Source organism: Micromonospora humida (assembly GCF_016901255.1).
Classification (GTDB): Bacteria; Actinomycetota; Actinomycetes; order Mycobacteriales; family Micromonosporaceae; genus Micromonospora; species Micromonospora wenchangensis.
Genome location: NZ_JAFEUC010000002.1, coordinates 171,622 through 196,929, shown reverse-complemented (window position 1 = coordinate 196,929; position 25,308 = coordinate 171,622). Strand labels below are relative to the sequence as shown.

The 25,308-nt window shown below is 74.4% G+C and carries 24 protein-coding genes, 3 tRNA genes and 1 pseudogene; 7 read left to right on the top strand and 21 right to left on the bottom strand.

The features are described 5' to 3' along the window. The first annotated feature begins 7 nt into the window (after window positions 1-7). Window positions 8-208: a DUF397 domain-containing protein gene (locus tag JQX11_RS04750; RefSeq protein WP_204923775.1), complete on the top strand. Its 201-nt coding sequence runs from the start codon at window positions 8-10 to the stop codon at window positions 206-208. A 65-nt stretch (window positions 209-273) separates the two neighbouring features. Here JQX11_RS04750 and JQX11_RS04745 read toward each other — a convergent pair whose 3' ends face one another. The 5 genes from JQX11_RS04745 to JQX11_RS04725 all read right to left on the bottom strand — a co-directional run bounded on the left by JQX11_RS04745 (window position 274) and on the right by JQX11_RS04725 (window position 5,405). Continuing rightward, window positions 274-1,344: an ROK family protein gene (locus tag JQX11_RS04745; protein ID WP_204923774.1), complete on the bottom strand. Its 1,071-nt coding sequence runs from the start codon at window positions 1,342-1,344 to the stop codon at window positions 274-276. A gap of 178 nt (window positions 1,345-1,522) precedes the next feature. Then, window positions 1,523-2,314, bottom strand: coding sequence for a putative protein N(5)-glutamine methyltransferase (locus JQX11_RS04740; protein ID WP_204923773.1), 792 nt, complete (start codon window positions 2,312-2,314; stop codon window positions 1,523-1,525). A gap of 157 nt (window positions 2,315-2,471) precedes the next feature. Further along, window positions 2,472-3,635, bottom strand: coding sequence for a cystathionine gamma-lyase (locus JQX11_RS04735; protein WP_204923772.1), 1,164 nt, complete (start codon window positions 3,633-3,635; stop codon window positions 2,472-2,474). Further along, a complete protein-coding gene (locus tag JQX11_RS04730) occupies window positions 3,632-4,639 on the bottom strand; it encodes an NAD(P)H-dependent glycerol-3-phosphate dehydrogenase (protein WP_204923771.1) in 1,008 nt (335 codons plus the stop codon). The genes JQX11_RS04735 and JQX11_RS04730 overlap by 4 nt, the downstream gene beginning before the upstream one ends. A gap of 43 nt (window positions 4,640-4,682) precedes the next feature. Further along, window positions 4,683-5,405, bottom strand: coding sequence for a lysophospholipid acyltransferase family protein (locus JQX11_RS04725; protein WP_204923770.1), 723 nt, complete (start codon window positions 5,403-5,405; stop codon window positions 4,683-4,685). Between the two features lie 128 nt (window positions 5,406-5,533). Between JQX11_RS04725 and cofC the strand changes: the two are divergent. From cofC to JQX11_RS04710, 3 genes and pseudogenes are all read left to right on the top strand, one after another. Next, window positions 5,534-6,184 (top strand): annotated as a pseudogene (cofC, locus tag JQX11_RS32150) (2-phospho-L-lactate guanylyltransferase); the annotation flags it as partial. A 288-nt stretch (window positions 6,185-6,472) separates the two neighbouring features. Further along, window positions 6,473-8,794, top strand: a complete 2,322-nt coding sequence (locus JQX11_RS04715) for an RNA degradosome polyphosphate kinase (protein ID WP_204923768.1) — start codon at window positions 6,473-6,475, stop codon at window positions 8,792-8,794. 49 nt (window positions 8,795-8,843) lie between these two features. Next, a complete protein-coding gene (locus JQX11_RS04710; protein ID WP_204923767.1) occupies window positions 8,844-9,728 on the top strand; it encodes an NUDIX hydrolase in 885 nt (294 codons plus the stop codon). Between the two features lie 55 nt (window positions 9,729-9,783). Here the strand turns inward: JQX11_RS04710 and JQX11_RS04705 are convergent, their stop codons facing one another. From JQX11_RS04705 to leuC, 3 genes are all read right to left on the bottom strand, one after another. Then, complete coding sequence (locus JQX11_RS04705) at window positions 9,784-10,527, bottom strand: HU family DNA-binding protein (protein WP_204924132.1); 744 nt, start codon at window positions 10,525-10,527, stop codon at window positions 9,784-9,786. Window positions 10,528-10,699: 172 nt separating this feature from the next. Continuing rightward, a complete protein-coding gene (gene leuD / locus JQX11_RS04700; RefSeq protein ID WP_204923766.1) occupies window positions 10,700-11,287 on the bottom strand; it encodes a 3-isopropylmalate dehydratase small subunit in 588 nt (195 codons plus the stop codon). 15 nt (window positions 11,288-11,302) lie between these two features. After that, a complete protein-coding gene (gene leuC / locus JQX11_RS04695) occupies window positions 11,303-12,745 on the bottom strand; it encodes a 3-isopropylmalate dehydratase large subunit (protein WP_204923765.1) in 1,443 nt (480 codons plus the stop codon). A gap of 49 nt (window positions 12,746-12,794) precedes the next feature. Between leuC and JQX11_RS04690 the strand changes: the two genes are divergently transcribed. Beyond that, on the top strand, window positions 12,795-13,481 hold the full coding sequence (locus tag JQX11_RS04690) for an IclR family transcriptional regulator (RefSeq protein WP_088646078.1): 687 nt from the start codon (window positions 12,795-12,797) through the stop codon (window positions 13,479-13,481). Between the two features lie 234 nt (window positions 13,482-13,715). Here JQX11_RS04690 and JQX11_RS04685 read toward each other — a convergent pair. From JQX11_RS04685 to JQX11_RS04670, 4 genes are all read right to left on the bottom strand, one after another. Continuing rightward, window positions 13,716-13,791, bottom strand: a tRNA-Glu gene (locus JQX11_RS04685). Between the two features lie 329 nt (window positions 13,792-14,120). Then, window positions 14,121-14,193: transfer RNA gene (locus tag JQX11_RS04680), tRNA-Glu, on the bottom strand. 139 nt (window positions 14,194-14,332) lie between these two features. Beyond that, window positions 14,333-14,404: transfer RNA gene (locus JQX11_RS04675), tRNA-Gln, on the bottom strand. A 107-nt stretch (window positions 14,405-14,511) separates the two neighbouring features. Further along, window positions 14,512-15,315, bottom strand: coding sequence for a fumarylacetoacetate hydrolase family protein (locus tag JQX11_RS04670; RefSeq protein ID WP_204923764.1), 804 nt, complete (start codon window positions 15,313-15,315; stop codon window positions 14,512-14,514). 153 nt (window positions 15,316-15,468) lie between these two features. On the opposite strand from JQX11_RS04670, the gene JQX11_RS04665 reads away from it, so the two are divergent. Together JQX11_RS04665 and JQX11_RS04660 are read left to right on the top strand one after the other, a co-directional pair. After that, window positions 15,469-17,046, top strand: a complete 1,578-nt coding sequence (locus JQX11_RS04665) for a hypothetical protein (RefSeq protein WP_204923763.1) — start codon at window positions 15,469-15,471, stop codon at window positions 17,044-17,046. 33 nt (window positions 17,047-17,079) lie between these two features. Further along, the gene (locus JQX11_RS04660) at window positions 17,080-17,964 is read left to right on the top strand and encodes a 3-methyladenine DNA glycosylase (RefSeq protein ID WP_204923762.1); all 885 of its coding nucleotides are present in this window, start codon (window positions 17,080-17,082) and stop codon (window positions 17,962-17,964) included. A 42-nt stretch (window positions 17,965-18,006) separates the two neighbouring features. Here the strand turns inward: JQX11_RS04660 and JQX11_RS04655 are convergent, their stop codons facing one another. The 9 genes from JQX11_RS04655 to JQX11_RS04615 all read right to left on the bottom strand — a co-directional run bounded on the left by JQX11_RS04655 (window position 18,007) and on the right by JQX11_RS04615 (window position 25,222). Then, on the bottom strand, window positions 18,007-19,161 hold the full coding sequence (locus JQX11_RS04655) for a cellulose binding domain-containing protein (RefSeq protein ID WP_204923761.1): 1,155 nt from the start codon (window positions 19,159-19,161) through the stop codon (window positions 18,007-18,009). Between the two features lie 142 nt (window positions 19,162-19,303). Continuing rightward, window positions 19,304-19,882 (bottom strand): GNAT family N-acetyltransferase, encoded by a 579-nt coding sequence (locus JQX11_RS04650; RefSeq protein ID WP_204923760.1) that lies wholly within the window; start codon window positions 19,880-19,882, stop codon window positions 19,304-19,306. Window positions 19,883-19,889: 7 nt separating this feature from the next. Then, window positions 19,890-20,306, bottom strand: coding sequence for a DUF4180 domain-containing protein (locus JQX11_RS04645; protein ID WP_204923759.1), 417 nt, complete (start codon window positions 20,304-20,306; stop codon window positions 19,890-19,892). A gap of 110 nt (window positions 20,307-20,416) precedes the next feature. Next, complete coding sequence (gene arfB / locus JQX11_RS04640) at window positions 20,417-20,842, bottom strand: alternative ribosome rescue aminoacyl-tRNA hydrolase ArfB (RefSeq protein ID WP_088641642.1); 426 nt, start codon at window positions 20,840-20,842, stop codon at window positions 20,417-20,419. A gap of 9 nt (window positions 20,843-20,851) precedes the next feature. Then, the gene (locus JQX11_RS04635; protein ID WP_204923758.1) at window positions 20,852-21,160 is read right to left on the bottom strand and encodes a hypothetical protein; all 309 of its coding nucleotides are present in this window, start codon (window positions 21,158-21,160) and stop codon (window positions 20,852-20,854) included. A 141-nt stretch (window positions 21,161-21,301) separates the two neighbouring features. After that, on the bottom strand, window positions 21,302-22,165 hold the full coding sequence (locus JQX11_RS04630; protein ID WP_204923757.1) for a S1C family serine protease: 864 nt from the start codon (window positions 22,163-22,165) through the stop codon (window positions 21,302-21,304). A gap of 62 nt (window positions 22,166-22,227) precedes the next feature. After that, window positions 22,228-23,187, bottom strand: a complete 960-nt coding sequence (locus JQX11_RS04625; RefSeq protein ID WP_204923756.1) for a VWA domain-containing protein — start codon at window positions 23,185-23,187, stop codon at window positions 22,228-22,230. After that, on the bottom strand, window positions 23,184-24,176 hold the full coding sequence (locus JQX11_RS04620) for a DUF58 domain-containing protein (protein WP_204923755.1): 993 nt from the start codon (window positions 24,174-24,176) through the stop codon (window positions 23,184-23,186). Before JQX11_RS04620 ends, JQX11_RS04625 begins: the two co-directional genes overlap by 4 nt. Then, complete coding sequence (locus JQX11_RS04615; RefSeq protein ID WP_204923754.1) at window positions 24,173-25,222, bottom strand: AAA family ATPase; 1,050 nt, start codon at window positions 25,220-25,222, stop codon at window positions 24,173-24,175. Before JQX11_RS04615 ends, JQX11_RS04620 begins: the two co-directional genes overlap by 4 nt. Window positions 25,223-25,308 lie beyond the last annotated feature (86 nt).

Sequence of the window (25,308 nt, the reverse complement as noted above, 5' to 3'; positions counted from 1 at the left end):
GAGACCGATGACACCCACGATCGGCGGGGCCCTGTCCGGGGCCGCCTGGCGCAAGAGCAGCCACAGCGGGGACGAGGGGGCCTGCGTCGAGCTGGCGTCGCTACCGGGCCGGGTCGCGATCCGCGACTCCAAGGACCCGGGCGGCCCGGTGCTGCTCTTCCCTCCCACCGCCTGGTCCGCCTTCGCCACCGCCCCGCCGCGCCGCTGACCACCCCGGCCCCGCCCCGCACCCGTCGTGACGGGGTACGGGGCGGGGCCGGGCGCGTCGGCGGGTCAGTCGACCGGGACGTCGGCGGGTGGGGTCGCGGCGGGTGGGGTCCCGGCGGGGCGGACCGCCTCGGCGGCGGCGATGGCCACCCCCCGCGCGCCGGCCATGTCCCGGTCCGGCACCAGCGCGAACGTCGCCAGCGCGGCCTGCTCCTCCCGCAGCACGGTGTGCGCGCGGACGGCGTCGAGGAACCAGTCCCGGAACTCCGGTGCCGCCTCGACCACCCCGCCGCCGACGAAGTACGCGTGCGGATCGGTGAAGTTGGCCGCGATGGTGAACAGCCGGCCGAGCGCCGCCGCCTGCTGGGCGAAGACCTCCCGGGCCAGCGCGTCGCCCCGCTCGGCGTACCCGCGCAACAGGGTGGCGGCCCGCTCGGGCGGCTCCTGCGCCAGCGGGTGCCCCGGATACCGGGACAGCCAGTACGGCAACAGGTTGCGCCGGATCGCGGTCAGCGAGGCGACGCTCTCCGCGTCCCCGGTGAAGCCGCAGGCGCAGCGCGGTTCGGGCTGGTCGGGGGCGAGCAGCCCGGCCAGCGGGATGTGCACGTGACCGAACTCGCCCGCCATCCCGGCCGCCCCGGTGACCACCCGGCCGTCGACCACCACCGCGCCGCCGAGACCGGTGCCGACGATCGCCGCCACCGACGACCGGGTCGCCGCGTCGGCTCCGAAGTGGACGTGGTGGGCGTAGAGCGCGGCGGCGTTGCCGTCGTTGTGGTAGATCACCGGCAGTCCGAGCCGGCGCTCCAGCGCGCCGCGCACGTCGAAGCCGTGCCAGGCCGGCTGGGCGAAGTTCGTCGAGCCCCGCGACGAGATGACGCCCGTCGCGCTGGCCGGGCCCGGGGTGTCCAACCCGACCGCCCGGACCAGCCCCCGGGGCACCCCGGCGTGGACCAGCACCCCGTCGAACGCGCCGGCCAGCGCCTCGATGGCCGCCTGCGGGCCGGCGGTCACCTCGCTGGGGGTCTCCACCAGCCCGTCGACCAGGAACCGGCCGTCCAGACTCAGCACCGTGGCGTTGTTGCTGGTGCCACCGTTGTCGAGGCCGACCACCACCGGCACGTCCACGCTGACCATCCGCCACCTCCGACCGGGCCTGCTGCGAGGTTAGTTCCCGTTCCCACCGCCCGTCACGCCCCACGTGCGGCAATCCCGCCCGGCACCCGCCCGGCCGGCGACCGGCCCCGCGCCGGGACCACCGGCCCCGCGCCGACGACACGGGACCCGCTCGGCGACACGGGGCCGGCTCGGCGGCTCACTCCGGCCGGCGGGCCAGGACTCCTGTCGCGTCCCACCGGTCGGCGTGCAGGACCCTCGGCAGCAGCCCCAGGCCGGTCATCGCCGCACAGAGCGCCTCTGCCTGCCCGGCGCTGACCTCCACCACCAGGTGCCCGCCGGGCCGCAGCCAGTCGACCGCACCGGCGGCGACCCGGCGCAGCACGGCCAGCCCGTCGACGCCCCCGTCCAACGCCACCGCCGCCTCGTGCAGCCGGGCCTCCGCCGGCATCAGCGCCACCGCCGGGGTCGGCACGTAGGGAGCATTGGCGACCACCACGTCCAGCCGGCCCCGCCAGTGCGCCGGCAGCGGGTCGTACAGGTCGCCCCGCACGACGGTGACCTCCCGGCCGGCCAGGTTGCGGCGGGCGCAGGCCACGGCGGCCGGGTCGACGTCGACGGCGGCGAGCCAGCGCGGGGCGAGCCGGTCGACGAGCGCCACGCTGATCGCCCCCGACCCGCAGCACAGGTCGACCAGCGCCGGGGCCGGCCCGGCGACCGACGCGGCGGCCTCCACCAGCAGCGCGGTCCGGGCCCGGGGGACGAACACCCCCGGGTCGACGGCGACCCGACGGCCGCAGAACTCGGCCCAGCCGAGCAGGTGTTCCAACGGTTCACCGGCGATCCGCCGGTCGGTGAGGGCGGTGAGCGCCTGCGGCGAGTCGGCGGCGGCGGTGAGCAGCGCGGCCTCGTCCTCGGCGTAGACGCAGCCGGCGGCACGCAGCCGGGCGACGAGGGCGGCGGGGTCGTGGGGAAACGGATCGGATGCCATGGTGATGCCTTTCGGGAGCGCACGTCGGCGCTCCCACCGTCGCTACCGCGGCGACGGGACTCCGTTGCCGCAGCGACGGGACTCGACGGGGAGCGCCGGTCCTGACGTCTGGTGGATCGGACTCACCTCCTCCGGTCGGGGCCCGGGTGGGCCGGCATCACGATAGCGGACCGGCCGCCCCCGCGTCGTCCAGTGCGGCGGTCACGTCGGCGACCAGGTCGGCGGTGTCCTCCACCCCGCAGGAGAGCCGGACGAACCCGGGGGCGGTGTCGTCGCCCCACTGCGCCCGCCGGTCGGCGCTGGTGTGCAGGCCACCGAACGAGGTCGCGGCGGCGACCAGCCGGGACCCGGCGACGAATCGGGCCACCCGGTCGGCGTCGCCGAGGTCGAACGAGAGTACTCCCGGCATCCGGCGCAGCTGCCGCGACGCCACCGGGTACGCCGGGTCCTCCGGACGGCCCGGCCAGCGCAGCCCGGTCACGTCGGGCCGGCCGGCGAGCAGCTCGACCAGCGCCGCCGCGTTGGCGGACTGCCGGGCCAGCCGCAGGTCCAGGGTGGCCAGCGAGCGGTGGGCCAGCCAGGCGTCGAACGCCCCGGGCACCGCGCCGGTGGTGGTGCGCCACCCGGTCACCGTCTCCAGCAGCTCCGCCGACCGGGCCGCCACGTAGCCGAGCAGCAGATCGGAGTGGCCGGTCAACGCCTTCGTGCCGGAGGCGACCACCAGGTCCGCGCCGAGGTCCAACGGGCGCTGCCCCAGCGGGGTGGCGGTGGTGTTGTCCACCGCCACCAGCGCGCCGGCCGCGTGCGCCGCGTCGGCCACGGCGGCGATGTCGGCCACGTCCAGGCCCGGGTTCGCCGGGGTCTCCAGCAGCACCAGCCGTACGTCGTCGAACGACGGGTACGGCCCGGCGGTGGGCACGAAGCCGACCCGTACCCCCATCCCGGCGAGGGTGGCGGTGGCGAACGCCCGGACCGGGAAGTAGCCGTCGGCGGGCAGCAGCACGGTGTCGCCGGGGCGCAGCACGGCCAGCAGCAGCCCGGTGATGGCGGCCTGCCCGGAGGCGAACACCCGGCAGTCGCCGCCCTCCAGCTCGCCGATGGCCGCCTCCAGCAGCCGCCGGGTCGGATTGTCCGGCCGGCCGTAGCCGTTCGGTGTCGCCGCCGGCCCCTGCCACGGGTCGAGGTGGTACGGCGCGGCGAAGACCGGGCCGGGCAGGAACGGCTGCCCCGGCTCCGGCTCGGGCAGCCCGGCGTGCACGCACCGGGTGCCGTCGTGCCAGTGCGTCGCCGGGTCACCCGGCCCGGTCGGCGGGCCGCTCACTCGTACGACTCCGGCTTGGCGGTACGGCTCATCAGGGTGTCCACCGCGAGTCTCGGGTCCATCCCCTCGTGGCAGATCCGCTCGATCTGTTCGGTGATCGGCATCTCCACCCCGTGCGCGCGGGCCAGGTCCCGGATGGCCAGGCAGCTCTTGACCCCCTCGGCGGTCTGCCGGGTGGCCGCCTGCGCCTGCTCCAGCGTCTCCCCCCGCCCCAGGTGCTCGCCGAAGGTGCGGTTGCGGGCCAGCGGCGACGAGCAGGAGGCCACCAGGTCACCCATCCCGGCCAGACCGGCGAAGGTGATCGGGTCGGCGCCGAGCGCCACCCCCAGCCGGGCGGTCTCGGCCAGCCCCCGGGTCATCAGCATGGCCCGGGTGTTGTCGCCGAATCCCATCGCGGTGGCGATCCCGTACGACAGCGCGATCACGTTCTTGACCGCTCCGCCCAGCTCGCAGCCGATCACGTCGTCGTTGGTGTACGGCCGGAAGTACGGGGTGCGGATCGACTGCTGCACCAGCTCGGTGCGGCGGGCGTCGGTGCCGGCGACCACCGTCGCGGCCGGCTGTTCGACGGCGATCTCGGGGGCCAGGTTGGGGCCGGAGACCACCACCACCCGGTCCGGGGTGACCCGGGCGGTCTCCACGATCACCTCGCTCATCCGCCGGGTGGTGCCCAGCTCGATCCCCTTCATCAGGGAGACGAGGGTGGCGTCCGGGGCGAGGTGGCCGGCCCACTCGGCGAGGTTGCCGCGCAGCGTCTGCGACGGCACCGACAGCACCACCAGTTCCGCACCGGAGATCGCCTTGGCCGCGTCGCCGGTCGCGGTGACCCGGTCGGGCAGCCGCAGCTCCGGCAGGTAGTCGGGGTTACGTCGGTGGGTGCGGATCGCCTCGACGACCTGCTCCCGCCGGGCGAGGATGGTCACCTCCCGACCGGCGTCGGCGAGGATCTTGGCGAACGCCGTCCCCCAGGAACCGGCCCCCAGCACCGCCACGTGCCCGCTCACGCCACCCCTGCCCCTGCGTCGCACCGGTCGATCCACTGGCTCATCAGGTCCCCTCGGAAGTACGCGGACGGACGGGACGTTCCCACAGCGGCGGCGGTGTGCCACCCCGGACCCCGGCGAGCAGGTCCCGCAGGGTCAGCATGATCTGGTCGGTCATCTCCTCCAGCACCACCCGGCTGGGGGTGGCCCCCGCCCAGCGGCCGAGGTCGACCGGCGGGCCGGCCAGCACCGTCACCGGGGTCCGGGGCCGCAGGCCCACCCGACTGGTCCGCGGGTCGAAGAGCCGTTCCGGGCCCCACATCACCACCGGGACCACCGGCGCGCCGGTGGCCAGGGCCAGCCGGGCCGCCCCGGTCTTGCCCCTCATCGGCCACAGATCCGGCTCCCGGGTGATGGTGCCCTCCGGATAGATCACCACCGCTCCCCCGGCGTCCAGCGCGGCGACCAGCCGGTCCAGCGACTTGACCGCGGTGGCGGTCTCCCGTTCCACCGGGATCTGCCGGCAGCGGTGCAGGATGTAGCCGACCACCGGCACCCGGAACACGCTGGCCTTGCCGAGGAACTGCGGCCACCGCCCGGCCTCGTAGATGAAGTGGGCGCAGACCAGCGGGTCGGCGTGCGAGATGTGGTTGGGCACGATGATGACGCCCCCGGGGCGGTGTAGCTGCTCGATCCCGTGCCAGGTGCGCCGGGTCCAGGCCAGCATCACGGGCTTGACCAGCGCCACGGCGAACCGTCGCCAGAAACCCAGCCTGCGCCGTGCCACCGTGCCTCCTCGTCACCCCACCCGCGTGCCGCACCCCCACCGTTGCGTGCCCGCAGCGGAAATCATGCCTGCTCGTCCCGGGTACGGCCAGTGCGGGTACCACCGCCGCCGCTGGCAGGATTGTCGACGTGGGCCAGGCGAGGTGGGCGGCGGTGGTGCCGGTGAAGCGGCTCCACGCGGCGAAGAGCCGGTTGCGGGGGGCGCTGCCGGCCGTACCGCACGAGGAGCTGGCGCTGGCGCTGGTGGCCGACACGGTCGGCGCGGTGCTGGCCTGCCCGGCGGTGGCCGAGGTGCTGGTGGTCACCGCCGACCCGCGGGTGGCCGCGACGGTCGGCGCGGCCGGCGCGCGGGTGGTGCCGGACCACCCGGACGCCGGGTTGAACGCCGCCCTGCGGCACGGCGCGCAGGCGGCGGCCGACGACGGCCGGAGCTGGCTGGCCGCCCTCACCGCCGACCTGCCGGCGCTGCGCCCGGCCGAACTGGCCGCCGCGCTGCACGCGGTCGGCACCGACCCGACGGGGGTACGCCGGTTCGTGGCCGACGCCCCCGGTACCGGGACCGTGCTGCTCACCACACCTCCCGGGGTGCCGCTTGCGCCCCGGTTCGGGGCCGGCTCGGCGGCGGCCCACCTGGCCTCCGGGGCGGTGCCGCTGCCCGGTGCCTGGCCGAGCCTGCGCCGCGACGTGGACACCGCCGCCGACCTGGCCGACGCGGCCCGGCTCGGTCTCGGCCCGGCGACCGGCGCGCTCACCGGTGTCGGCCCGGCGGCCCCCGGCCGGCGGCCCCGCGCCGACCGGCCGGTGTACGGTGCTGGCATGCAGGGCACCGTGGCGACCTTCGACGCGCAGAGCCGCACCGGCGTGCTGCTGCTCGACGACGGCACCGAGCTGCCCTTCCCGGCCCGCGCCTTCGACGCCTCCGGGCTGCGGCTGCTCCGTCTCGGCCAGCGGTTGACGGTGCACACCGATCCGGACGGCGGGGTCGTCCGGGTGACGTTGCCGACGATGGTCTGAACAACGCGGCCCAAGTTCATTTTGCGTTAACCGTAATCGGGTGATTATGAGCGGGTGAGCACCCCTCGCGAGCACCCCACCAGCCCGTCCGCCGCCACCGACCCGACCCGCAACGGCACCCGCCGTCGCAGCGGTTCCCGCACCCGCCGCGCCCCGGAGGAGGTCTCCGCCACGGCCCCCGACTCCCCCGGCGCCAGCGCCGCCGGGGCCTCCGCCGGCCTGGACGAGGTGCTCGACACCGACGACCGCCCCGCCGACGGCGTCCCGGCCGGCGGCGAGGGGTCGACGGGCGACGGGCCGCCCGCCGTCGCGCCGCTGCCGGCGGACCGGTTCCTCAACCGGGAGCTGTCCTGGCTCGACTTCAACGGCCGGGTGCTGGCCCTGGCCGAGGACCCGCGCACGCCGCTGCTGGAACGGGCCAAGTTCCTGGCCATCTTCGCCAGCAACCTCGACGAGTTCTACATGGTGCGGGTGGCCGGGCTCAAGCGCCGGCTCTCCGCCGGCCTGCCGGTACGCGGCGGGGACCGGCTGCCGCTGCGCACCCAGCTGGAGCGGATCACCGAGTGCGCCGCCGGGCTGGTCGCCCGGCAGGCCGCCTGCTTCGTCGACGACCTGCTGCCGCAGCTCGCCCGGGAGGACATCCGGATCATCCGCTGGGCGGAGCTGGACGACCCGGAGCGGGAGCGGCTGCGCACCTACTTCCGGGAACACATCTTCCCGGTGCTCACCCCGCTCGCGGTGGACCCGGCGCACCCGTTCCCGTACATCTCCGGGCGGTCGTTGAACCTGGCGGTGGCGGTGCGGGACCCCGACGGCGGGTCGGAGCTGTTCGCCCGGGTGAAGGTGCCCAACAACGTGCCCCGTTTCGTCCGGGTGGGCCGGGACCAGCCGGGGCTGCGGATGCTGCCCGTGGAGGACCTCATCTCGGTGCACCTGGGGCAGCTCTTCTCCGGCATGCAGGTGGTCGAGTGCCACCTGTTCCGGGTCACCCGCAACGCCGAGGTGGAGGTCGACGAGGACCGCGACGAGGACCTGCTCCAGGCCCTCGAACGGGAGCTGGCCCGGCGGCGGTTCGGCCCGCCCGTCCGGCTGGAGGTCGCCGCCTCCATCTCCGACCACATGCTGGAGCTGCTGGTCCGCGAGCTGGACATGGACGACCACGACGTGCTGCGGGTGCCCGGCCTGCTTGACCTGTCGGCGCTGTGGCAGCTCTACGGCGAGGCGGACCGCCCCGACCTGAAGGACAAGCCGTTCGTGCCGGCCACCCACCCCCGGCTGGCCGAGGGCGAGGTGCCGCGCAGCGTCTTCGCCACCCTGCGCGACGGCGACGTGCTGGTGCACCACCCGTACCACTCGTTCGCCACCAGCGTGCAGCGCTTCGTCGAGCAGGCCGCCGCCGACCCGAACGTGCTGGCCATCAAGCAGACCCTCTACCGCACCAGCGGCGACTCCCCGATCGTCGACGCGCTTGTCGACGCCGCCGCCGCCGGCAAGCAGGTGGTGGTGCTGGTGGAGCTGAAGGCGCGCTTCGACGAGGTGGCGAACATCGGCTGGGCGCGCACCCTGGAACGGGCCGGCTGCCACGTCGTGTACGGCCTGGTCGGGCTCAAGACGCACTGCAAGACCGCCCTGGTGGTACGCCAGGAGGGCAACCAGATCCGCCGGTACTGCCACATCGGCACCGGCAACTACCACCCCAAGACCGCCCGGCTGTACGAGGACTTCGGCGTGCTCACCGCCGACCCGGAGATCGGCGCGGACCTGACCGACCTGTTCAACGTGCTCACCGGCTACAGCCGGCAGACCGCGTACCGGCGGCTGCTGGTGGCCCCGCAGGGCATCCGCAGCGGGTTGGTGGAGCGGATCGAGCGGGAGATCGCACACGTCCGGCTGGGCATGCCGGGGCTGGTGCAGTTCAAGGTGAACTCGCTGGTCGACGAGGAGATCACCGACGCGCTCTACCGGGCGTCGCAGGCCGGGGTGCACGTGGACCTGCTGATCCGGGGTATGTGCACGTTGCGGCCGGGGGTGCCGGGGTTGTCGGAGAACATCCGGGTCCGCTCGATCCTCGGCCGGTTCCTGGAACACTCGCGGATCTTCCGGTTCGGCAACAACGGCGACGCCGAGTTCTGGATGGGGTCGGCCGACCTGATGCACCGCAACCTCGACCGCCGGGTGGAGGCGCTGGTGCAGGTCAGCGACCCGGTCGCCCGCGCCGAGCTGGACCAGGTGATGACCACCGCGATGAGCCCGGACGTGGACGCGTTCGAGCTGGCCGCCGACGGCAGCTGGAGCCGGCGGACCGGCACCCCGGAGGAGCCGCTGCACGACCTGCAGGAGCTGCTGCTGCGCCGGGTGGGCGGTTCCGACGGCTGAGCCGGGCGGCCGGCCCGTACGGGGGATCGCCCGGACGTAGGGTGATCGGATGGTGGACGAGGAGTCGGTCGGCATCCGGGCGGCCGGTGGGGTGGCGTGGCGGCCGACCGACGACGGCGGGATCGAGGTCTGCCTGGTGCACCGGCCCCGCTACGGCGACTGGTCGCTGCCCAAGGGCAAGTTGGAGCCCGGCGAGCATCCGTTGCTGGCCGCCGTGCGGGAGGTGGCCGAGGAGTCCGACGTACAAGCGGTGCCGCAGGTCCGGCTGCCCAGCGTGCGGTACCGCAGTGAGGGCCGACCCAAGCTGGTCGACTACTGGTCGATGCGGGCCGTGGGCACCGGCGGGTTCCAACCGGGCACCGAGGTCGACGACGTGTGCTGGCTCGACGTCGACGCGGCGGTCGCCCGGGTGAGCTACCCGCACGACGCGCAGGTGCTGGCCGCGTTCGCCGCCCTGCCCCGGGTCACCGGCACCGTGGCGCTGGTGCGGCACGCGCACGCCGGCAGGCGGGCCACCTGGTCGGGGCCGGACACCGGCCGCCCGTTGGACGCCGAGGGGGTCACCCAGGCGCACGCGTTGGCCCCGCTGGTCGCCCTGGTCCAGCCGGTACGGCTGCTGTCAGCCTCGCCCCGCCGGTGCGTACAGACCCTCGGGCCGGCGGCCGCCGCGCTGGACCTGCCGATCGAGGTGTGCGGCGACTTCGACGAGCCGCAGCCGGGCCAGCAGGTCGACGAGTGCGCGTTGGCCGCCGCCGGCCGGCTGGTCGAGCTGGCCGCCGCCGGGCAGCCGGTCGGGGTGTGCAGCCAGGGCAAGGTGATCCCGGGCGCGTTGGCCCGGCTGGCGGGACGCGACGACGAATTCGGCACCGCCAAGGGCGGCGGCTGGCTGCTTGCCTTCACCGCCGACGGGCTGCTCGCCGCCGACCGGTTCTGAACACACCGACGGGCGTCCACCGTGCCGGTGGACGCCCGTCGGGTCGTACCCGGTGTCAGCGCTTGGCTGCGGCCTTGCGGGCCGGTGCCTTCTTGGCCGGCGCCTTCTTCGCGGCGGTCGCCTTGGCGGCCGTGCTCTTGGCCGCGGTGGCCTTCTTGGCCGCCGGGGTGCGGGCGGTGGTCGACTTGGTCGCCGTGGCGGTCTTCTTGGCCGGTGTGGCCTTCTTGGTGGCCGCCTTGGTCGCGGCGGTGGCCTTGGTGGCGCTCGCCGTGGTGGTCTTGCGGGCCGCGGTCGCCGTCGTCTTCTTGGCGGCGGTCGCCTTCGCCCCGGTGGCCTTCGCCCCGGTCGCCTTGGTGCCGGTCGCCTTGGCTGCGGTCGCCTTGGTGCCGGTGGCCTTCGCGCCCGTGGCCTTGGTGCCGGTCGCCTTGGCTGCGGTGGCCTTCGCACCTGTCGCCTTGGCGCCGGTGGCCTTGGTGGCCGCCGTGCTGGTGGTCTTCTTCGCCGGAGCGGCGGTCTTCGGCACCTTGCCGGTGGCCACCATCTCCTTGAAACCGGCGCCCGGCTTGAAGGCCGGAACGGATGTCTTCTTGACCTTCACCGCCTCACCGGTACGCGGGTTGCGCGCTGTTCGCGCCGCCCGGACACGCTTTTCGAACGATCCGAATCCGGTGATCGCCACTTTGTCGCCCTTGGTGACCGCCGCCTGGACCTCGGCGAGGACCGCGTCGAGCGCCGCCGTCGCCGACTTCCGGTCCCCCAGGCGAGCGGCGAGCGCCTCGATGAGCTCGGCCTTGTTCACGACTTCCTCCCGATTGTGCAACTGACTCGACGCGAGCCATTCTGCGCGCACCGTATGCCCTGTGCTGCCTGGACACAAACATTCGGTGGAAAAAAGCCCTTGTGTCGTAACGGATTCGCCCCCACCGGATGAACCGGTGGGGGCGAAAACGGTGCCGTGGCCCGGCGTACGGCTAGACCACGGCGGGGGTGAACGACGGTCGGCCGGCCTCGTACGCCTCAATGTCGGCGACGTGCCGCAGGGTGAGTCCAATGTCGTCGAGGCCCTCCATCAGCCGCCAGCGGCTGTGGTCGTCGAGCGGGAACGACCAGGTGGAATCCCCGACCCGGACCTCACGGGTGGTCAGGTCGACCGTCACCGGCGTGGTCGGATCGGCCTCCACGAGGTCCCAGATCTGCTCGACCGCGGTCAGTTCCAATTCGACCGGGAGGAGCCCTTCCTTGAGCGCGTTGCCCCGGAAGATGTCACCGAACCGGGGCGAGACGACCGCCTGGAAACCCCCGTCGCGCAGCGCCCACACAGCGTGCTCCCGGGACGACCCGGTGCCGAACTCCGGCCCCGCCACGAGGATGGTGGCCCCGGAATACGCCGGGTTGTTGAGCACGAATGCGGGATCGTCGCGCCAGGCCCGGAAGAGTCCGTCGGCGAAGCCCGTCCGGGTCACCCGCTTGAGGTACACGGCCGGGATGATCTGATCGGTGTCCACATTGGAACGGCGCAGCGGCGCCGCGGTGCCGGTGTGGGTGGTGAACTTGTCCATCTCTCGGCTGCCCTTCTACAGATCGGCCGGGGCGGCGAGCCGGCCGGTCACGGCGGTGGCGGCGGCGACCGGCGGGGACACCAGGTGGGTGCGCCCGCCCCGGCCCTGCCGGCCCTCGAAGTTGCGGTTGGAGGTCGAGGCCGAACGCTCGCCCGGCTTCAGCGTGTCCGGGTTCATGCCCAGGCACATCGAGCAGCCGGCGAACCGCCACTCCGCTCCGGCGTCGGCGAAGACCTTGTCCAGGCCCTCCGCCTCGGCGGCCTCCCGCACGGCGGCGGAGCCGGGCACCACCAGCATGCGTACCCCGTCGGCGACCCGGTGGCCGCGCAGCACGTCGGCGGCGGCCCGCAGGTCCTCCAGCCGGCCGTTGGTGCAGGAACCGACGAAGACCACGTCGACGGCGAGGTCGCGCAGCGGGGTGCCCGGGGTGAGGTCCATGTACTCCAGGGCCCGGCGCGCCGCGGTCCGCTCGGCGTCGGTGGTGAACTCCTCCGGGTCCGGCACGGCCGCGCCGAGCGGGGCACCCTGGCCGGGGTTGGTGCCCCAGGTGACGAACGGGGTGATCCGGGAGGCGTCCAGGGTCACCTCGGCGTCGAAGGTCGCGCCGTCGTCGGTGGGCAGCGTCCGCCAGTAGGCCAGCGCCGCGTCCCAGTCGGCCCCGGCCGGCGCGTGCGGCCGGCCCTTGAGGTACGCGAAGGTGGTCTCGTCCGGCGCGATCAGGCCCGCCTTGGCGCCCCACTCGATGGACATGTTCGCCACCGTCATCCGGCCCTCCATCGACAGCGCCCGGATGGCCTCGCCCCGGTACTCCACGATGTGGCCGCGTCCGCCGCCCGTGCCCACCTGCGCGATCAGCGCGAGGACCAGGTCCTTGGCGGTGACGCCGGGGCCGAGCTGACCGGTGACGTTGACCGCCATGGTCTTCGGGCGGGCCTGCGGCAGGGTCTGGGTGGCCAGGACGTGTTCGACCTCACTGGTGCCGATGCCGAAGGCCAGCGCGCCGAACGCGCCGTGGGTGGCGGTGTGCGAGTCGCCGCAGACGATCGTCATGCCGGGCTGGGTGACGCCCAACTGGGGACCGATCACGTGCACGATGCCCTGGTTCTCGTCGCCCAGGGGGTGCAGCCGCAGGCCGAACTCGGCGCAGTTGCGGCGCAACGTCTCGATCTGGGTACGCGAGGTCGGGTCCGCGATCGTCAGCAGGTCGCCCCGGCGCAGCCGGAACGCGGGGTCGTCGTACCCGGTCGGGGTGTTGTGATCCTCGGTCGCGAGCGTGAGATCGGGGCGGCGGACCCGCCGGCCGGCCTGGCGCAGCCCGTCGAACGCCTGCGGGCTGGTCACCTCGTGCAGCAGGTGCAGGTCGATGTAGAGCAGGTCCGGCTCGCCCTCGGCGGTCCGTACGACGTGCGCGTCCCAGACCTTCTCGGCCAGGGTCCTCGGTTGAGTGACTCCCACCATCTGGACATCCTAAATTCTGGGAGGTAAATTTCGGCTTGTGGGACACAGTATGAGCGGTGTCGGCGTCCTCGACAAGGCGGTGGTCATCCTGGCCGCCTGTGTCGACGGCGCCAGCCTGGCCGAACTCGTTGAACGCACCAAGCTGCCCCGAGCCACCGCACACCGGCTGGCCCAGGCCCTGGAGATCCACCGGATGCTGGTCCGGGACACCCAGGGGCGATGGCGTCCCGGGCCCCGGCTCGGCGAGCTGGCCAACGCCGCCCCGGACGTCCTGCTGACCGCCGCCGAGCCGCTGCTCGCCGCGCTGCGCGACGCCACCGGGGAGAGCGCCCAACTCTACCTGCGCCGGGCCGACGAACGGGTCTGTGTGGCCGCCGCCGAGCGGGCCAGCGGCCTGCGGGACACCGTGCCGGTCGGCTCGGTGCTGCCCATGACGGCCGGCTCCGCGGCGCAGATCCTGCTCGCCTGGGAGCCGCCCGAGGCGGTCATGCCGCTGCTGCCCCGGTCCAAGTTCACCGGCCGCACCCTCGCCGAGGTACGCCGCCGGGGCTGGGCGCAGAGCGTCGCCGAACGGGAGGCCGGTGTGGCGAGCGTCTCCGCGCCGATCCGGGACCGCACCGGCCGGGTGATCGCCTCGATCAGCATCTCCGGCCCGATCGAACGCCTCGGCCGCCGCCCCGGCGAACGACACGCCATGGCCGTCGTCCGCGCCGGCCAACGCCTCTCCGGCCTCTAACCGCCCCCTCCCCCACCCGTCCTCTTCCCGCCCCTCTCCACCCCCACCCGCCTCGGTGATCAAGAGGTTTGCGTCACTTCGATCTCTGAAACATGACGCAAACCTCTTGATCACCGAGGCGAGGGCGGCGGGGACAGGTGGGACCGGCGGGGGGGTGGGAGGCGAGGGGGAAGGCTGGAGGCGAGGGGGAAACGGCGATCGGCCCGCCTCGCGGGGCGAGACGGGCCGATCGTGTGGTAGCCCCGACCGGATTCGAACCGGCGCTACCGCCTTGAGAGGGCGGCGTCCTGGGCCACTAGACGACGGGGCCAGGCACTTTTTCCTGCTTCACCACCCCGTGGGGCGGTGCGGCATTAGTCTAACGGCACCGGCACCCGGCCCCCGAGACGGGGGTCGGCATCCCGGCGAGGTCGGTGCCCGGGTGGCGAAACAGGGGCGTCCGAGCGGCCGGTATAGCGCAACGTCACCACACGAGCGGGCCGGCCAGACGAGCGGGCCGGCCACACGAAGCGGGGCCGGCCAGACGAAGCGGGCCCAGGCACGCGCGCGTGGCCGGCCGGCCACGCGCGGAAGGGGGCACACTCCCCCTGGACGCGAAGAAGCCCGTCCCAGCGAACGTGGGACGGGCTGTCAGCGTTGTAGCCCCGACCGGATTCGAACCGGCGCTACCGCCTTGAGAGGGCGGCGTCCTGGGCCACTAGACGACGGGGCCAGAACATAGCTCGTGCTTCCCTGCCCTGCCGGGCGGGGAAGCTGCACTCTATCAGAGATCAACTTCGCCCCGGTGACGGGACGGAGCCGACCTCCGTCAGAATCCAGCGTCCACGGATTCGGGTGAACCCGCGGTTGCGCTGGGGTACCAGGACTCGAACCTAGACTAACTGAACCAGAATCAGTTGGGCTGCCAATTACCCCATACCCCATTGGCCCCTTGTGGCGCCGGGAAGGAACTTTACCCTCCCCGCGCCAACAGGCCAAATCCAATCCCCCAAACCGCCTGTGAGCTGCGGAAACAGGGGTGTCGTACGGGTCAGGCGACCGGTACCACCGTGTTGGTGAGCTCGCCGATCCCCTCGATCCGTACGGTGACCGTATCCCCGTCAGTGAGCGGACTAACCCCGGCCGGGGTGCCGGTCAGCACCACGTCCCCGGGCAGCAGCGTCATCACGTGCGAGATGTACGACACCAGCGCCGGCACGTCGAAGACCATGTCCTTGGTCCGGCCGAGCTGACGTACCTCCATCTCCTCCGGGTTGCGCCCCACCTCGCAGCGCACCTCCAGGTCGGAGACGTCCAGACCGGTGGTGATCCAGGGGCCGATGGGGCAGAACGAGTCGAAGCCCTTGGCCCGGGTCCACTGCGAGTCGGAACGCTGCAGGTCCCGCGCGGTGACGTCGTTGGCGCAGGTGTAGCCGAAGACCGCTTTCGCGGCGGCGGCCCGGTCGGCCCGGCGGGCACCCGGCGCGCCGATCACCACGGCCAACTCGGCCTCGTGCTCCACCTGCCGGGAGAAGATCGGCAGCCGGATCGCGTCCCGGGGACCGATCACCGAGGTGGACGGCTTGAGGAAGAGCAACGGCTCCTTCGGCACCTCGTTGCCGTGCTCGGCGGCGTGCTCGGCGTAGTTACGCCCCACACAGACCACCTTGCTGGGCAGGATCGGCGACAGCAGCCGCACGTCGGAGAGCGCCCACCGGGCACCGGAGAACTGGATCTGCCCGAACGGGTGGCCCTCGATCTCGGCGACGGTCAGACCCTGCGGCCCGGCCTCCGACTCGCCCTCGACGACCCCGAACGACATTCCCTTGGCATGAGCGAAACGAGCGATACGCACCCGGCCAATCTATCCCCACGCCCGGCGTCACCCGTCGACCACCGGGACGTCGGCGCAGCGTAGGCCATCGGCCGTCGCGGCGGGCGGGGTTCGCCGCTTCGTACCCGCCCGGAGGGTGCGTGCTCCTAACGTCGGCTCCGGAGGTTCGTTGGTATGCCTGCATCGAGACGACACCACAGGGCCCTCGCGGTTTTCGTGAACTGCCTGGGCATCCTCGCCGCCGTACCGGCGCTGCCCGGTACCGGCCCCGCACCCCACGCCACCCCGGCCGGCCCGGCGGCGACCGCTGCGGCGGCAGGGCCCGCCACGACGGCCGGACCGCCTCGGGCACCGGCGGGCCACGCCGGCCCGGCGGAACCGGGCCGGGCACCGACGGGGCCGGTCACCCGGGCCCGACCGGCCGCCACCGCCCGTCCCGCCGTACCGGCCCGCCTCGCCGCCTGGGCGACGCCGGTGGCCCCGACCCGGGAGGCGGCACCTCCCCGACCGGCGCGGGCCGCGCCGGGCGTGGCGGCCAGCGGCGCGGTCGTACCGGTCACCCCGACCGCGCCGGCCCCCGGCATGACCACCGCCGGCAACCCGGGCGCGCCCCGGCCGGCACCGCAGGTCACCGTGGCCGTGGCGCCCGCCGCGACCGGGGTGCCGGGTTACCGGATCATGGTGCGCAACACGGGCGGCTCGACGGTGCAGACGATGGTCCGGCAGGAGTTGCCGGCCGGCACCTCGACCACCGCGGTCAGCGCGGGTGGCCTGGTCACCCGACCGGGCGGGGCGGGCGCGGGCGGGGAGGTCACCTGGCGGCTCGTCCTGCCGGCCGGAGCGACCCGGACCCTGGACACCGCCCTGGCCGCCGCCGCGCCGGGCCGGGCGCTGACCGCGCCGGCCTGCGCGTACACCGGTGACGGCGACCAGCCGTACGACTGCGCGACGGCCACCTGGCGCAGCGGGGCGGCCCCGGAGGCGTTCGTGCCCGCGACGCCGGCCTGGCGGCAGCCCCCGATCCTGCTCGGTGCGGCCCTGGTGGTGCTGGCGCTGCTGGCCGGCGCGCTCTGGTGGTGGCGGCGGGCCCGGCGACGGGTGGGCGGGATCGAGCCGACCGGCACCGCGCCGGTGGCGGCCGGCTCCCCGCCGTACGCGGGCGGCCCGGCGGCCCCGGGCGGCGGGACGGTGTACCCGCGCCCCGCCGTACCCGGAGAGGTCCGGCGACGCCGCAGCCCGTCGGTGTGGCTGGTGGTGGGGGTGGCCGCGACGGTGCTGGCCGCAGTGGTCTTCGCCGCCGCCTGGACGGCCACCCGCGAGGTCGCCGCCATCGACACCACCAAGCAGCCGACCGCCGGGGCGTGGACGGGCACCACCATGACCGGCCCGGTCGGCACCCCGCTGCGGGAGAAGGCGTTCGAGTTCACCGTCTACCGGGTGGCCTGCGCCACCGCGAGGGTGGCTAGCCAGCAGTGCCAGGCCACGGTCGGGGTGCGCAACGTCACCCCGGAGCAGCAGAGCTGGCACGGTCAGCTCCAGCGCGCGTACCTGCCGGGTGGGAGCTGGGTGAGCACCGACGAGGACGCCACCCGGCTGGCGAACCTGGGGCGCGACGTCTTCGCCCAGCCCGTCTCGGCGGGCAGCCGGGTGGTGCTGCCGCTGGTCTTCACCGTGCACGGCGCGCAGAAGCCGAAGCAGTTGGAGCTGCGCAGCGGGGTGTTCTCCGCCGGGGTCCGGGTGGACGTGCCCTGAGCGGGGGCGGGCGGCGGTCGTACCCTGAGGGGTGTGACCGCCGCCCTCGCCCCCGCCGCCCTCGACGCGGCCGACTGGCAGGCCCGGCGGGCGGCCCACGCGGCGCGGGTGGCCACCTGGCTGGACCCGCACCTGGCCCGCCGCCGCACCGGCGGCCGGCATCCGGTGGAGGATTTCCTGTTCACCTACTACTCCTACCGCCCGGCGCAGTTGCGTCGTTGGCATCCGGGCGCGGGGGTGCTGCTGCGTGACGCGGACCCGGCCGAGTTCGGCCGGGACTACCGCGCCGACCCCGCCGGGGTCACCCTCGACACCGACCGGGTACGCGCACGCCGCGCCGACTCGATCGGCTGGATCAGAGCGTTGCTGGCCGCGACCGCCGGCCGACCGGCGCACCTGGGCTGCTTCGGGATGCACGAGTGGGCGATGGTCTACCGGCAGACCCAGGAGGAGGTCCGGCACAACGCCTGGCCGCTGCGGCTCAGCCCGGACGACACCGCCGCCGTGGTCCGCGAGCGGGGCGTACGGTGCAGCCACTTCGACGCGTTCCGGTTCTTCACCGCGCCGGCCCGGCCGCTGAACCTGCTCCAACCGAGCCGGGAAACCCAGCACGCGCTGGAGCAGCCGGGTTGCCTGCACGCCAACATGGATCTCTACAAGTGGGCGTACAAGCTCTCCCCGCTGGTCGCCTCGGAGCTGGTGGCGGACTGTTTCGCGCTGGCCCGGCAGATCCGGACGCTGGACATGCGGGCCAGTCCCTACGACCTGGCCGCCCTCGGTTACCCGCCGGTGCGGGTGGAGACCGCCGAGGGCCGGGCCGAGTACGCGGCGGCGCAGCGCGGCTTCGCCGAGCGGGCCGCCGTGCTGCGCGCCCGCCTGCTGACCGCACTGGACCACGCCACGGCGGCTGCCGGCTGACCCGGGCGAGGGTCCGGACCGGGGCCCGGACCCTCGGGCGGATCAACTGGCGGTGCAGGTCGCCGTGGGGGCGGTGGCGGTGCCGGTGTGGGTGCCGAGGAACCCGAAGGTGGCCTCGGCGGCCGGGGCGAGCGCCCCGTTCCAGTTCACGTTGCGGGCGGTGACCGCGCTGCCGGTCTGGGTCAGGTCGGCGTTCCAGGTCTGGGTGATCTGCTGCCCGGCGGGCAGGGTGAAGGTGACCCGCCAGCCGGTGGTCCGCGCGGTGCCGGTGCTGCGGACGGTCACCTCGCCCTGGTGGCCGCCCTGCCACTGGTTGGTGATCCGGTAGCTGGCGGTGCAGGCCACCCCGGCCGGCGGCGAGGTGGTCGGCGGGTCGACCGTGGGTGACCCGGTGGGCGGGACCGTGGGGCTGACCGTCGGGCTCGGCGGGCCGGTGGGGGTGGGCGAGCCGGTCGGGGTGGTCGTCGGGGTGACCCCGCCGAGGGCGGCCACCAGCGCCGGATACCACCGGTCGGACATCTTCTGGTCGCCGGCCGCGTTGGGGTGCACCCCGTCGTAGGTGTCGGTGGTGGTGCTGAACCCGGTCCACTGGTCGACCACGACGATCGGCGACGCGGCGGTGGTCTTCCCCGCCGCCCAGCCGTCGATCACGGCGTTGAGGGCCACCGCCCGCTGCCCGCACTCGGCGCAGCTCGACGGGGCCATCGGGATGATCTTGGCAACGATGATCCGCATCGCCGGGTTGCTGACCCGCATCTGGTCCACCAGCTTCGAGTACGCGGCGAGGATGGTGGCCGGGGGGATGTTGCTCCACACGTCGTTGGTGCCGAAGTGCATGAGCACGACGTCGGGGTGGGTCGCGGCGAGCCAGCCGGGCAGCAGGTTCTGGTTGGCGACGTTCGTCACCAGGTAGCCGCCGTGACCCTCGTTGTCCCCGTCGTACGGCTGCCCGCAGCCCTGCGGGCCGAGGGTGCCGACGAAGTCGACGTCGGTGTGGCCGGTGGACTGCAGGCGGTTCCACAGCAGAGAACGCCAGCAGCCGGGCGAGCCGGTGATCGAGTCGCCGAGCGGCATCACGCGGACCGGGGTGGCGGCGGCGGGATGGGCCGCCGGGGTGGCGACCAACCCGACGAGCAGGGTGAGCGGAACTGCCGCGAACGCGGCGAGCAGGGCGGAGAGGAACGGCCTTCGGAGCATGGTGAGGGGACTCCTGTCACGTGACGACGTGCGGTCGGTGACGGCCCGGTTGCTCCCACTGACATCCCACCAGACCGGCTGCCCCGACTCAACGCCCTCCCGCATCCTGGCGAAGCGCTTCGACGCACCACCGCCGGCCGGGTCAGGTCGCCGGATGGCCCCGGTGCACGGCCCACTCCGGGGCCAGGATCGACATCACTGTCGCGTCGACCCAGCCGTCGGTGTCCCGCAGCACCTGCCGCAGCACGCCCTCGGCGACGAAACCCACCTTCTCGTACGCCCGGCGGGCACGCGGGTTGAACGCGAACACCTCCAGCGACACGCGGTGCAGGCCGAGGGTGTCGAAGGCGTACCCGACGACCAGCCGGGTCGCCTCGGTGCCGAGCCCCCGGTCGCGGCCGGCCGCCACGAACAGGGTGCGGAAGTTGCAGGAGGCGTTGTGCCGGTCCCAGTCGTTGAGGACGACCTCGCCGACGCAGTCGCCGGTGGCGTGGTCCACCACCGCCAGGTCGAGCCGGTCGGTCTGCGCGTTGCGGCTGCCGTACCAGGAACGCAGTTGCCGCTCGTCGGGGCCGTCGGGTGGGCTGCCGGTCAGGCGGGCCACCTCCGGGTCGGCCATCGCCGCCCGGAAACAGGCGAGGTCGGCGTCGACGAACGGCCGCAACGTCACCCGCTCGCCGGTGATCGTCGGTTTGCTGGCGAAGTCGACGGCGCTGGGCATGGGCCCATCATCGGTGGTGGCCGGGGGCGGGCTCCACCGGGTTTGCGCCGCCGGCCCGCATGCGCAGCCGCTCCTCCAACTCGGCCGTGGTGTCGACGAACCAGAGCTGGTCGCCCCGGTTGGCCTCGACGACGAAGTCGCGCAGGGCGGTGCTCCGCTCGACGTGCCCCGAGATGTCGCCGACCACGGCCAGCCGCAGCCGGTAGTTGACGAACTTCTGCACCACCGCGCCCGCCACCCCGGTACGCAGCGTGAAGAACTCGACGGCGAGCCGGCGTACCGGAAGCACCACCAGGTCGACCCCGTGGCCCAGCGCCGCGCCGATCACGTCGGTGGCGTCGTCGCCGCCGCAGATCCTCGGCCCGTCGGGGGCGCCGGCGAGCGCGGTGACGCCGGCGAGGGTGACCAGGGTGTCGGTGGACATGCCCGCCAGCCTAGGCAGCGCCGGCCCGCCCCGGCCCGGGTTTTCCGCCACCGGCGCACCGCACCGCGTCGGCGGTGCCGCCGCCGGGACCCGACCGGCGCGGGCGGCGGTCAGTCGCCGTCGGCGCGACGGTCCCGCTTGCGCTGGGACTGGCGCTTCTTGTCGGCCAGCCGGCGTTCCTTGGCGCCCCGGGAGGGGCGGGTGGGACGCCGGGGCGGCGGGGGCGGGGCGACGGCCTCGCGCAGCAGGGCGACCAGCCGTTCCCGGGCCGCCTCCCGGTTGGCCAGTTGCGCGCGGTGCTCGCTGGCGGCGATGGTGAGCACCCCGTCGACGAGCCGGCCGGCGAGGCGTTCCCGCACCCGCTCGCGCAGCGCCGGGGGCAGGCTGGTGGTGCCGGCCACGTCGAAGCTCAGCTCGACCCGGGAGTCGGTGGTGTTGACGCCCTGCCCGCCCGGCCCGGACGAACGCGAGAACCGTTCCCGCAGCTCGGCGGCGGGCACGGTCCACCGGTCGGTCACCCGCAGTCCGTCGTCCATCCGGCGAGGTTAGCGCCCCCGGCCGCCGGTGGGCGTCACGGTCGCGGAGGGTGCGGGTCCGGGTGCCGGTTCGGCCCGGTCGTGGTCGGGTCCGACGGTGGCGTAGGCGGCCGCGCCGAACAGCAGCAGCGCGATCACCCCGACCCGGGTGAAGACCGCCCGGACCAGTACGAGGGCGGCCCGGCGGGCGCCGGGGACGGCCCGCCTGGCGGCCCGGTAGTCGTTCCAGCCACGGCGGGCGCGGGCGTACCGCGCGCCGACCCCCCAGCCGACGACGAGGCCCACCACCAGCAGCAATGCGACGAGAGGTAGCTCCACCCACGCCAGTATCCATACTTAGCGCCATATTTCTATGGGCTGATGGCCTGGCCTCGGCATCTGCAAGTTTTCCCTGGTCAGCGCCGCGTGCGTCGGCCGCCGCGCCGGTGGACGCGGCGGCCCGGCCCGCGTCCTCCGGGATCAGCCGCCCTTGCCGATGATGGTGTCGGCCGTCTGCTGCACCTGGTCGATGGGGATGGCGAAGCCGATGCCGATCGACCCGCTGCCGTCGATGGTGGCGATCGCCGTGTTCACCCCGACCACCTCGCCCCGGGCGTTGACCAGCGGGCCGCCGGAGTTGCCCGGGTTGATCGACGCGTCGGTCTGCACCGCGCTGCGGCGGTTGGTGCCCAGCCGCACCTGCCGGTTGAGGGCGCTGACGATCCCGGCGGTCACCGTGCCGGCCAGGCCGAGCGGCGAGCCGACCGCGAGCACCGGCTCGCCGACCCGGGTGGACCGGGGCTTGGCCAGCGGCAACGGGGCCAACCCGGCGGCCGACGGCACCTTCAGCACGGCCAGGTCGCTGCCCGGCTCCCGGCCGACCACCTCGGCGGCGTAGCGGCGGCCGTCGGGCATCTCCACGGTCACCGCGCCACCGCCCCCCTTGGCCAGGATGTGGTCGTTGGTGACGACGTGTTGCTCGTTGTCGATGGCGAAGCCGGAACCGGTCGCCGACTGCCCGGCGGCACCCCCGCCGACCAGCACGGACACCACGCCCGGGACGGTCTTCTGGGCGGCGGTGACCAGTTCCGCCGGGACCGGGGCGGCGGAGGCCGCCGTCGGGCCCGCGCCGTCCTGGCCGGCCACCCAGCCGCCGGCCGCCGCGCCGGAGACGGTGGACAGGGCGACCACCGCCACGGCGGTCCACAACCGCCCGCGCCAGCGCCGCCGGGACGGGTCCTCCCCCGGCGACGGTACGTCCCACCGGGGTCGGCCGTCCGGCCCCAGGTCGGGTGAGAGGAACCAGGGGCCCCGGGGCTCCCCCAGGCCGGTCGGTACTGCCATACGTCCGCTCCTCACTGTGTGCTGCGACGGATCAGGGGCAGGTGGGCCAGCACGGTCCCCGCTCAGGGCAGGCGGGAGAACCAGCGCATCGACCCGGCCGCCGCCCCCATGGCGAAGACCAGCCCGAGCCCGATGAACCGGGCGGAGATGTCCTGACGTTCCTTGCGGTAGCCGACGGAGGACCCGATGTCCTCGTAGACGTCGCGCAGTTCGGCGCTGCTGCCCGCCTCGTGGAACCCGCCCCCGGTCTGGTCGGCGACCGCCTGCAGGGTCTGCCCGTCGACCGGCACCTGGATCGGGCGGCCACCCCGGTCGACGAACCCGCCCGGGGTGCCGAACGAGATGGTGTGCACCGGCACCTTCGCCGCGACGGCCGCCGCGGCGGCTTCCATCGGGTCGGCCCCGGAGGTGTTCGCCCCGTCGGAGAGCAGGACGACCCGGGCCGGCGGCGGTTGCTTGGCCGCCTTCCCGTCGAGGCTCTTCACCGCGCCGAGGCAGGCGCTGATCGCCTCGCCGATGGCGGTGCCCTGCACCCCGGTGATCCCCTCGGCGAGCCGGTCGATCCCGTCGTGCAGGGCACCCCGGTCGGTGCTCGGCGGCACCAGCACCGCCGCGCTGCCGGCAAACGCGACCAGCCCCACGTTGAACTCGTCGGGCAGCCCGTCGACGAAGGTCCGGGCGGCCTCCTTGGCGGCGGTCAACCGGTCCGGTTCCACGTCGGTGGCGAGCATCGACGTGGACACGTCCACGGCGACCATCACGGTGGCCCGCTCGCGGGGCACCCGCACCTCGGCGGTGGGCCGGGCGAAGCCGACCACCAGCAGCGCCAGCATGGCCAGGAACAGGCCGGCGGGCACGTGCCGTCGCCAGGCCGGCCGCTGCGGGGCGACCCGGTCGAGCAGCCGCAGGTTGGTGAAGCGGACCGCGTACCGGCTGCGCCGGCGCTGCGCCAGCAGGTAGCCGACGGCCAGCGCGACCACCCCGAGCAGCAGCAGGAGCCGGGCGGGTGACTGCCAGTTCACGCGACACCTCCCCGGGGCACGGCGGACGCCGCCAGCCGGCGCTGGGCGTGCACGTGCCGCACGATGTCGGCGGTCCAGTCCCGGTCGGTCCGCAACGCGAGGTGGTCGGCCCCGCTGCGGCGCAACGCGCGGGCCACCTGGGCGCGTTGCGCGGCGGCGGCGCTGGCGTACCGGCGGCGCAGCTCCGGGTCACCGGTCCACACCTCGCGCCGCCGGCCGGTCTCCGGGTCGAGCAGGGTGATCAGGCCGACGTCGGGCAGCTCCAGCTCACGCGGGTCGGTCACCTCGATTGCGAGCACCTGGTGACGGGCGGCGAGGCGACGCAGCGCCGGCTCCCACCCGGTGGTGGCGTCGTGGTCGTCGGGCAGCCCGTCGAGGAAGTCGGAGACCACCACCACCAGCCCCCGTCGGACGGCGACCCGCTGCACCGCGGCGAGCGCGGCGGCCAGGTCGGGGCCGGCCGGCGGGGTGGCCGGTGCCGCGTCGTCCACCCGGGGGGCGTGCAGCAGCGCGCGGAGCAGGCTCAGCAGGTGGGTACGCCCGCAGCGGGCCGGGAACCGGCGCAGCCCGTCGCTGCCGAGCACCTGCGCGCCGAGCCGGTTGCCGGTGCCGGCGGTGAGGAAGCCGACCGCGGCGACGGCCGCCACTGACAGTTCCCGTTTGTCCAGCGCGGCGGTGCCGTACTCCATGCTGGGGCTGGCGTCGACCAGCAGCCAGGTGGTCAGCTCCCGGTCGGCGTCGACCTCGCGGACGTGCGGGACGGTGGTGCGGGCGGTGACCGCCCAGTCCATCCGGCGTACCTCGTCCTCGCCGGGGCGGTACTCGCGGCTGCCGGCGATCTCGCTGCCGGGGCCGGGTAGCAGGCCACGCAGTTGACCGTGGAGCAGCCCGTCGAGGCGGCGGGTGACGGTCAGTTCGAGACGGCGCAGCCGCCGTTCGGGGGCGAGGTCGGCAAGCGTCGGGCCGGCCGGGGCGGCCGGGGCGCTCACGCCGCCGCCAGGTCGGGCGTGTACTCGGGGTGGCCGGTGGCGAGCACCGGGGGCGGCACCGCCTGCACCAGCCGGTGCACCACCGCCTCGGCGCTGACCCCGTCGGCGACCGCGTCGAACGAGAGCACCAGCCGGTGGGCGAGCACGTCGACCGCGAGTTCGCGGACGTCGTCGGGGAGCACGTACTCGCGGCCGCGCAGCAGCGCCTGGGCGCGGGCGGCGGCGACCAGGCCGAGGGTGGCCCGGGGGCTCGCCCCGTACGCCAACAGCGGGGCGATCTCCGGCAGCCCGAAGCGGCCCGGGTCACGGGTGGCGAGGATCAGCCGGACCACGTACTCGGCGAGTGCGTGGTGCACGAAGACCTGGGCGGCCCGGCGCTGGTGGTCGCGCAGCCGGACCGGGTCGAGCACCTGGCGGGGGCGGGGCCGGTCGCTGCTCATCCGGTAGAGGATGGCCAGTTCGTCGGCATCGCCCGGGTAGTCGACGACGATCTTCATGAGGAACCGGTCGCGTTGTGCCTCGGGGAGCTGGTAGACCCCCTCGGACTCGATCGGGTTCTGGGTGGCCAGCACCAGGAACGGCTCCGGCACCGGCCAGCTCCGCCCGCCGATGGTGACCTGCCGTTCGGCCATCGCCTCCAGCAGCGCGGACTGCACCTTGGCGGGGGCCCGGTTGATCTCGTCGGCGAGCACCAGGTTGGCCATGATCGGGCCCAGCTCGACGTCGAAGTTCTCGGTCGAGGCCCGGTAGATCCGGGTGCCGACGATGTCGGAGGGGACCAGGTCGGGGGTGAACTGGATGCGGGTGAAGGTGCCGCCGACGACGGTGGCGAGGGTCTGCGCGGCAAGCGTCTTGGCGACGCCGGGCACCCCCTCCAGGAGGCAGTGGCCGTCGGCGATCAGCGCGGTGAGCAGCCGTTCGACGAGCCGGTCCTGCCCGACGATCACGCGTTTGACCTCGAAGAGGGTCTGTTCCAACTCGGCGCCCGCCGCGTCGGCATCGACCGGGCGGGGCAGGCTGGCCAGGGTGTCCGAGATGTCCGTCACGGTGCTTGCTTCCCGGGGTCACCCGCCGGCAAACGTCGGAATTTCGGGCTCTGGCGGGCCGATTCGCCCCGGATCGGGACGACCGG

Bases quoted from the DNA above. Each gene is read 5' to 3' on its own strand.
- JQX11_RS04750 (WP_204923775.1), top strand. From the start codon at position 8: ATGACACCCACGATCGGCGGGGCCCTGTCCGGGGCCGCCTGGCGCAAG.
- JQX11_RS04745 (WP_204923774.1), bottom strand. From the start codon at position 1,344: ATGGTCAGCGTGGACGTGCCGGTGGTGGTCGGCCTCGACAACGGTGGC.
- JQX11_RS04740 (WP_204923773.1), bottom strand. From the start codon at position 2,314: ATGGCATCCGATCCGTTTCCCCACGACCCCGCCGCCCTCGTCGCCCGG.
- JQX11_RS04710 (WP_204923767.1), top strand. From the start codon at position 8,844: ATGGTGGACGAGGAGTCGGTCGGCATCCGGGCGGCCGGTGGGGTGGCG.
- leuD (WP_204923766.1), bottom strand. From the start codon at position 11,287: ATGGACAAGTTCACCACCCACACCGGCACCGCGGCGCCGCTGCGCCGT.
- leuC (WP_204923765.1), bottom strand. From the start codon at position 12,745: ATGGTGGGAGTCACTCAACCGAGGACCCTGGCCGAGAAGGTCTGGGAC.
- JQX11_RS04690 (WP_088646078.1), top strand. From the start codon at position 12,795: ATGAGCGGTGTCGGCGTCCTCGACAAGGCGGTGGTCATCCTGGCCGCC.
- JQX11_RS04665 (WP_204923763.1), top strand. From the start codon at position 15,469: ATGCCTGCATCGAGACGACACCACAGGGCCCTCGCGGTTTTCGTGAAC.
- JQX11_RS04655 (WP_204923761.1), bottom strand. From the start codon at position 19,161: ATGCTCCGAAGGCCGTTCCTCTCCGCCCTGCTCGCCGCGTTCGCGGCA.
- JQX11_RS04650 (WP_204923760.1), bottom strand. From the start codon at position 19,882: ATGCCCAGCGCCGTCGACTTCGCCAGCAAACCGACGATCACCGGCGAG.
- JQX11_RS04645 (WP_204923759.1), bottom strand. From the start codon at position 20,306: ATGTCCACCGACACCCTGGTCACCCTCGCCGGCGTCACCGCGCTCGCC.
- arfB (WP_088641642.1), bottom strand. From the start codon at position 20,842: ATGGACGACGGACTGCGGGTGACCGACCGGTGGACCGTGCCCGCCGCC.
- JQX11_RS04630 (WP_204923757.1), bottom strand. From the start codon at position 22,165: ATGGCAGTACCGACCGGCCTGGGGGAGCCCCGGGGCCCCTGGTTCCTC.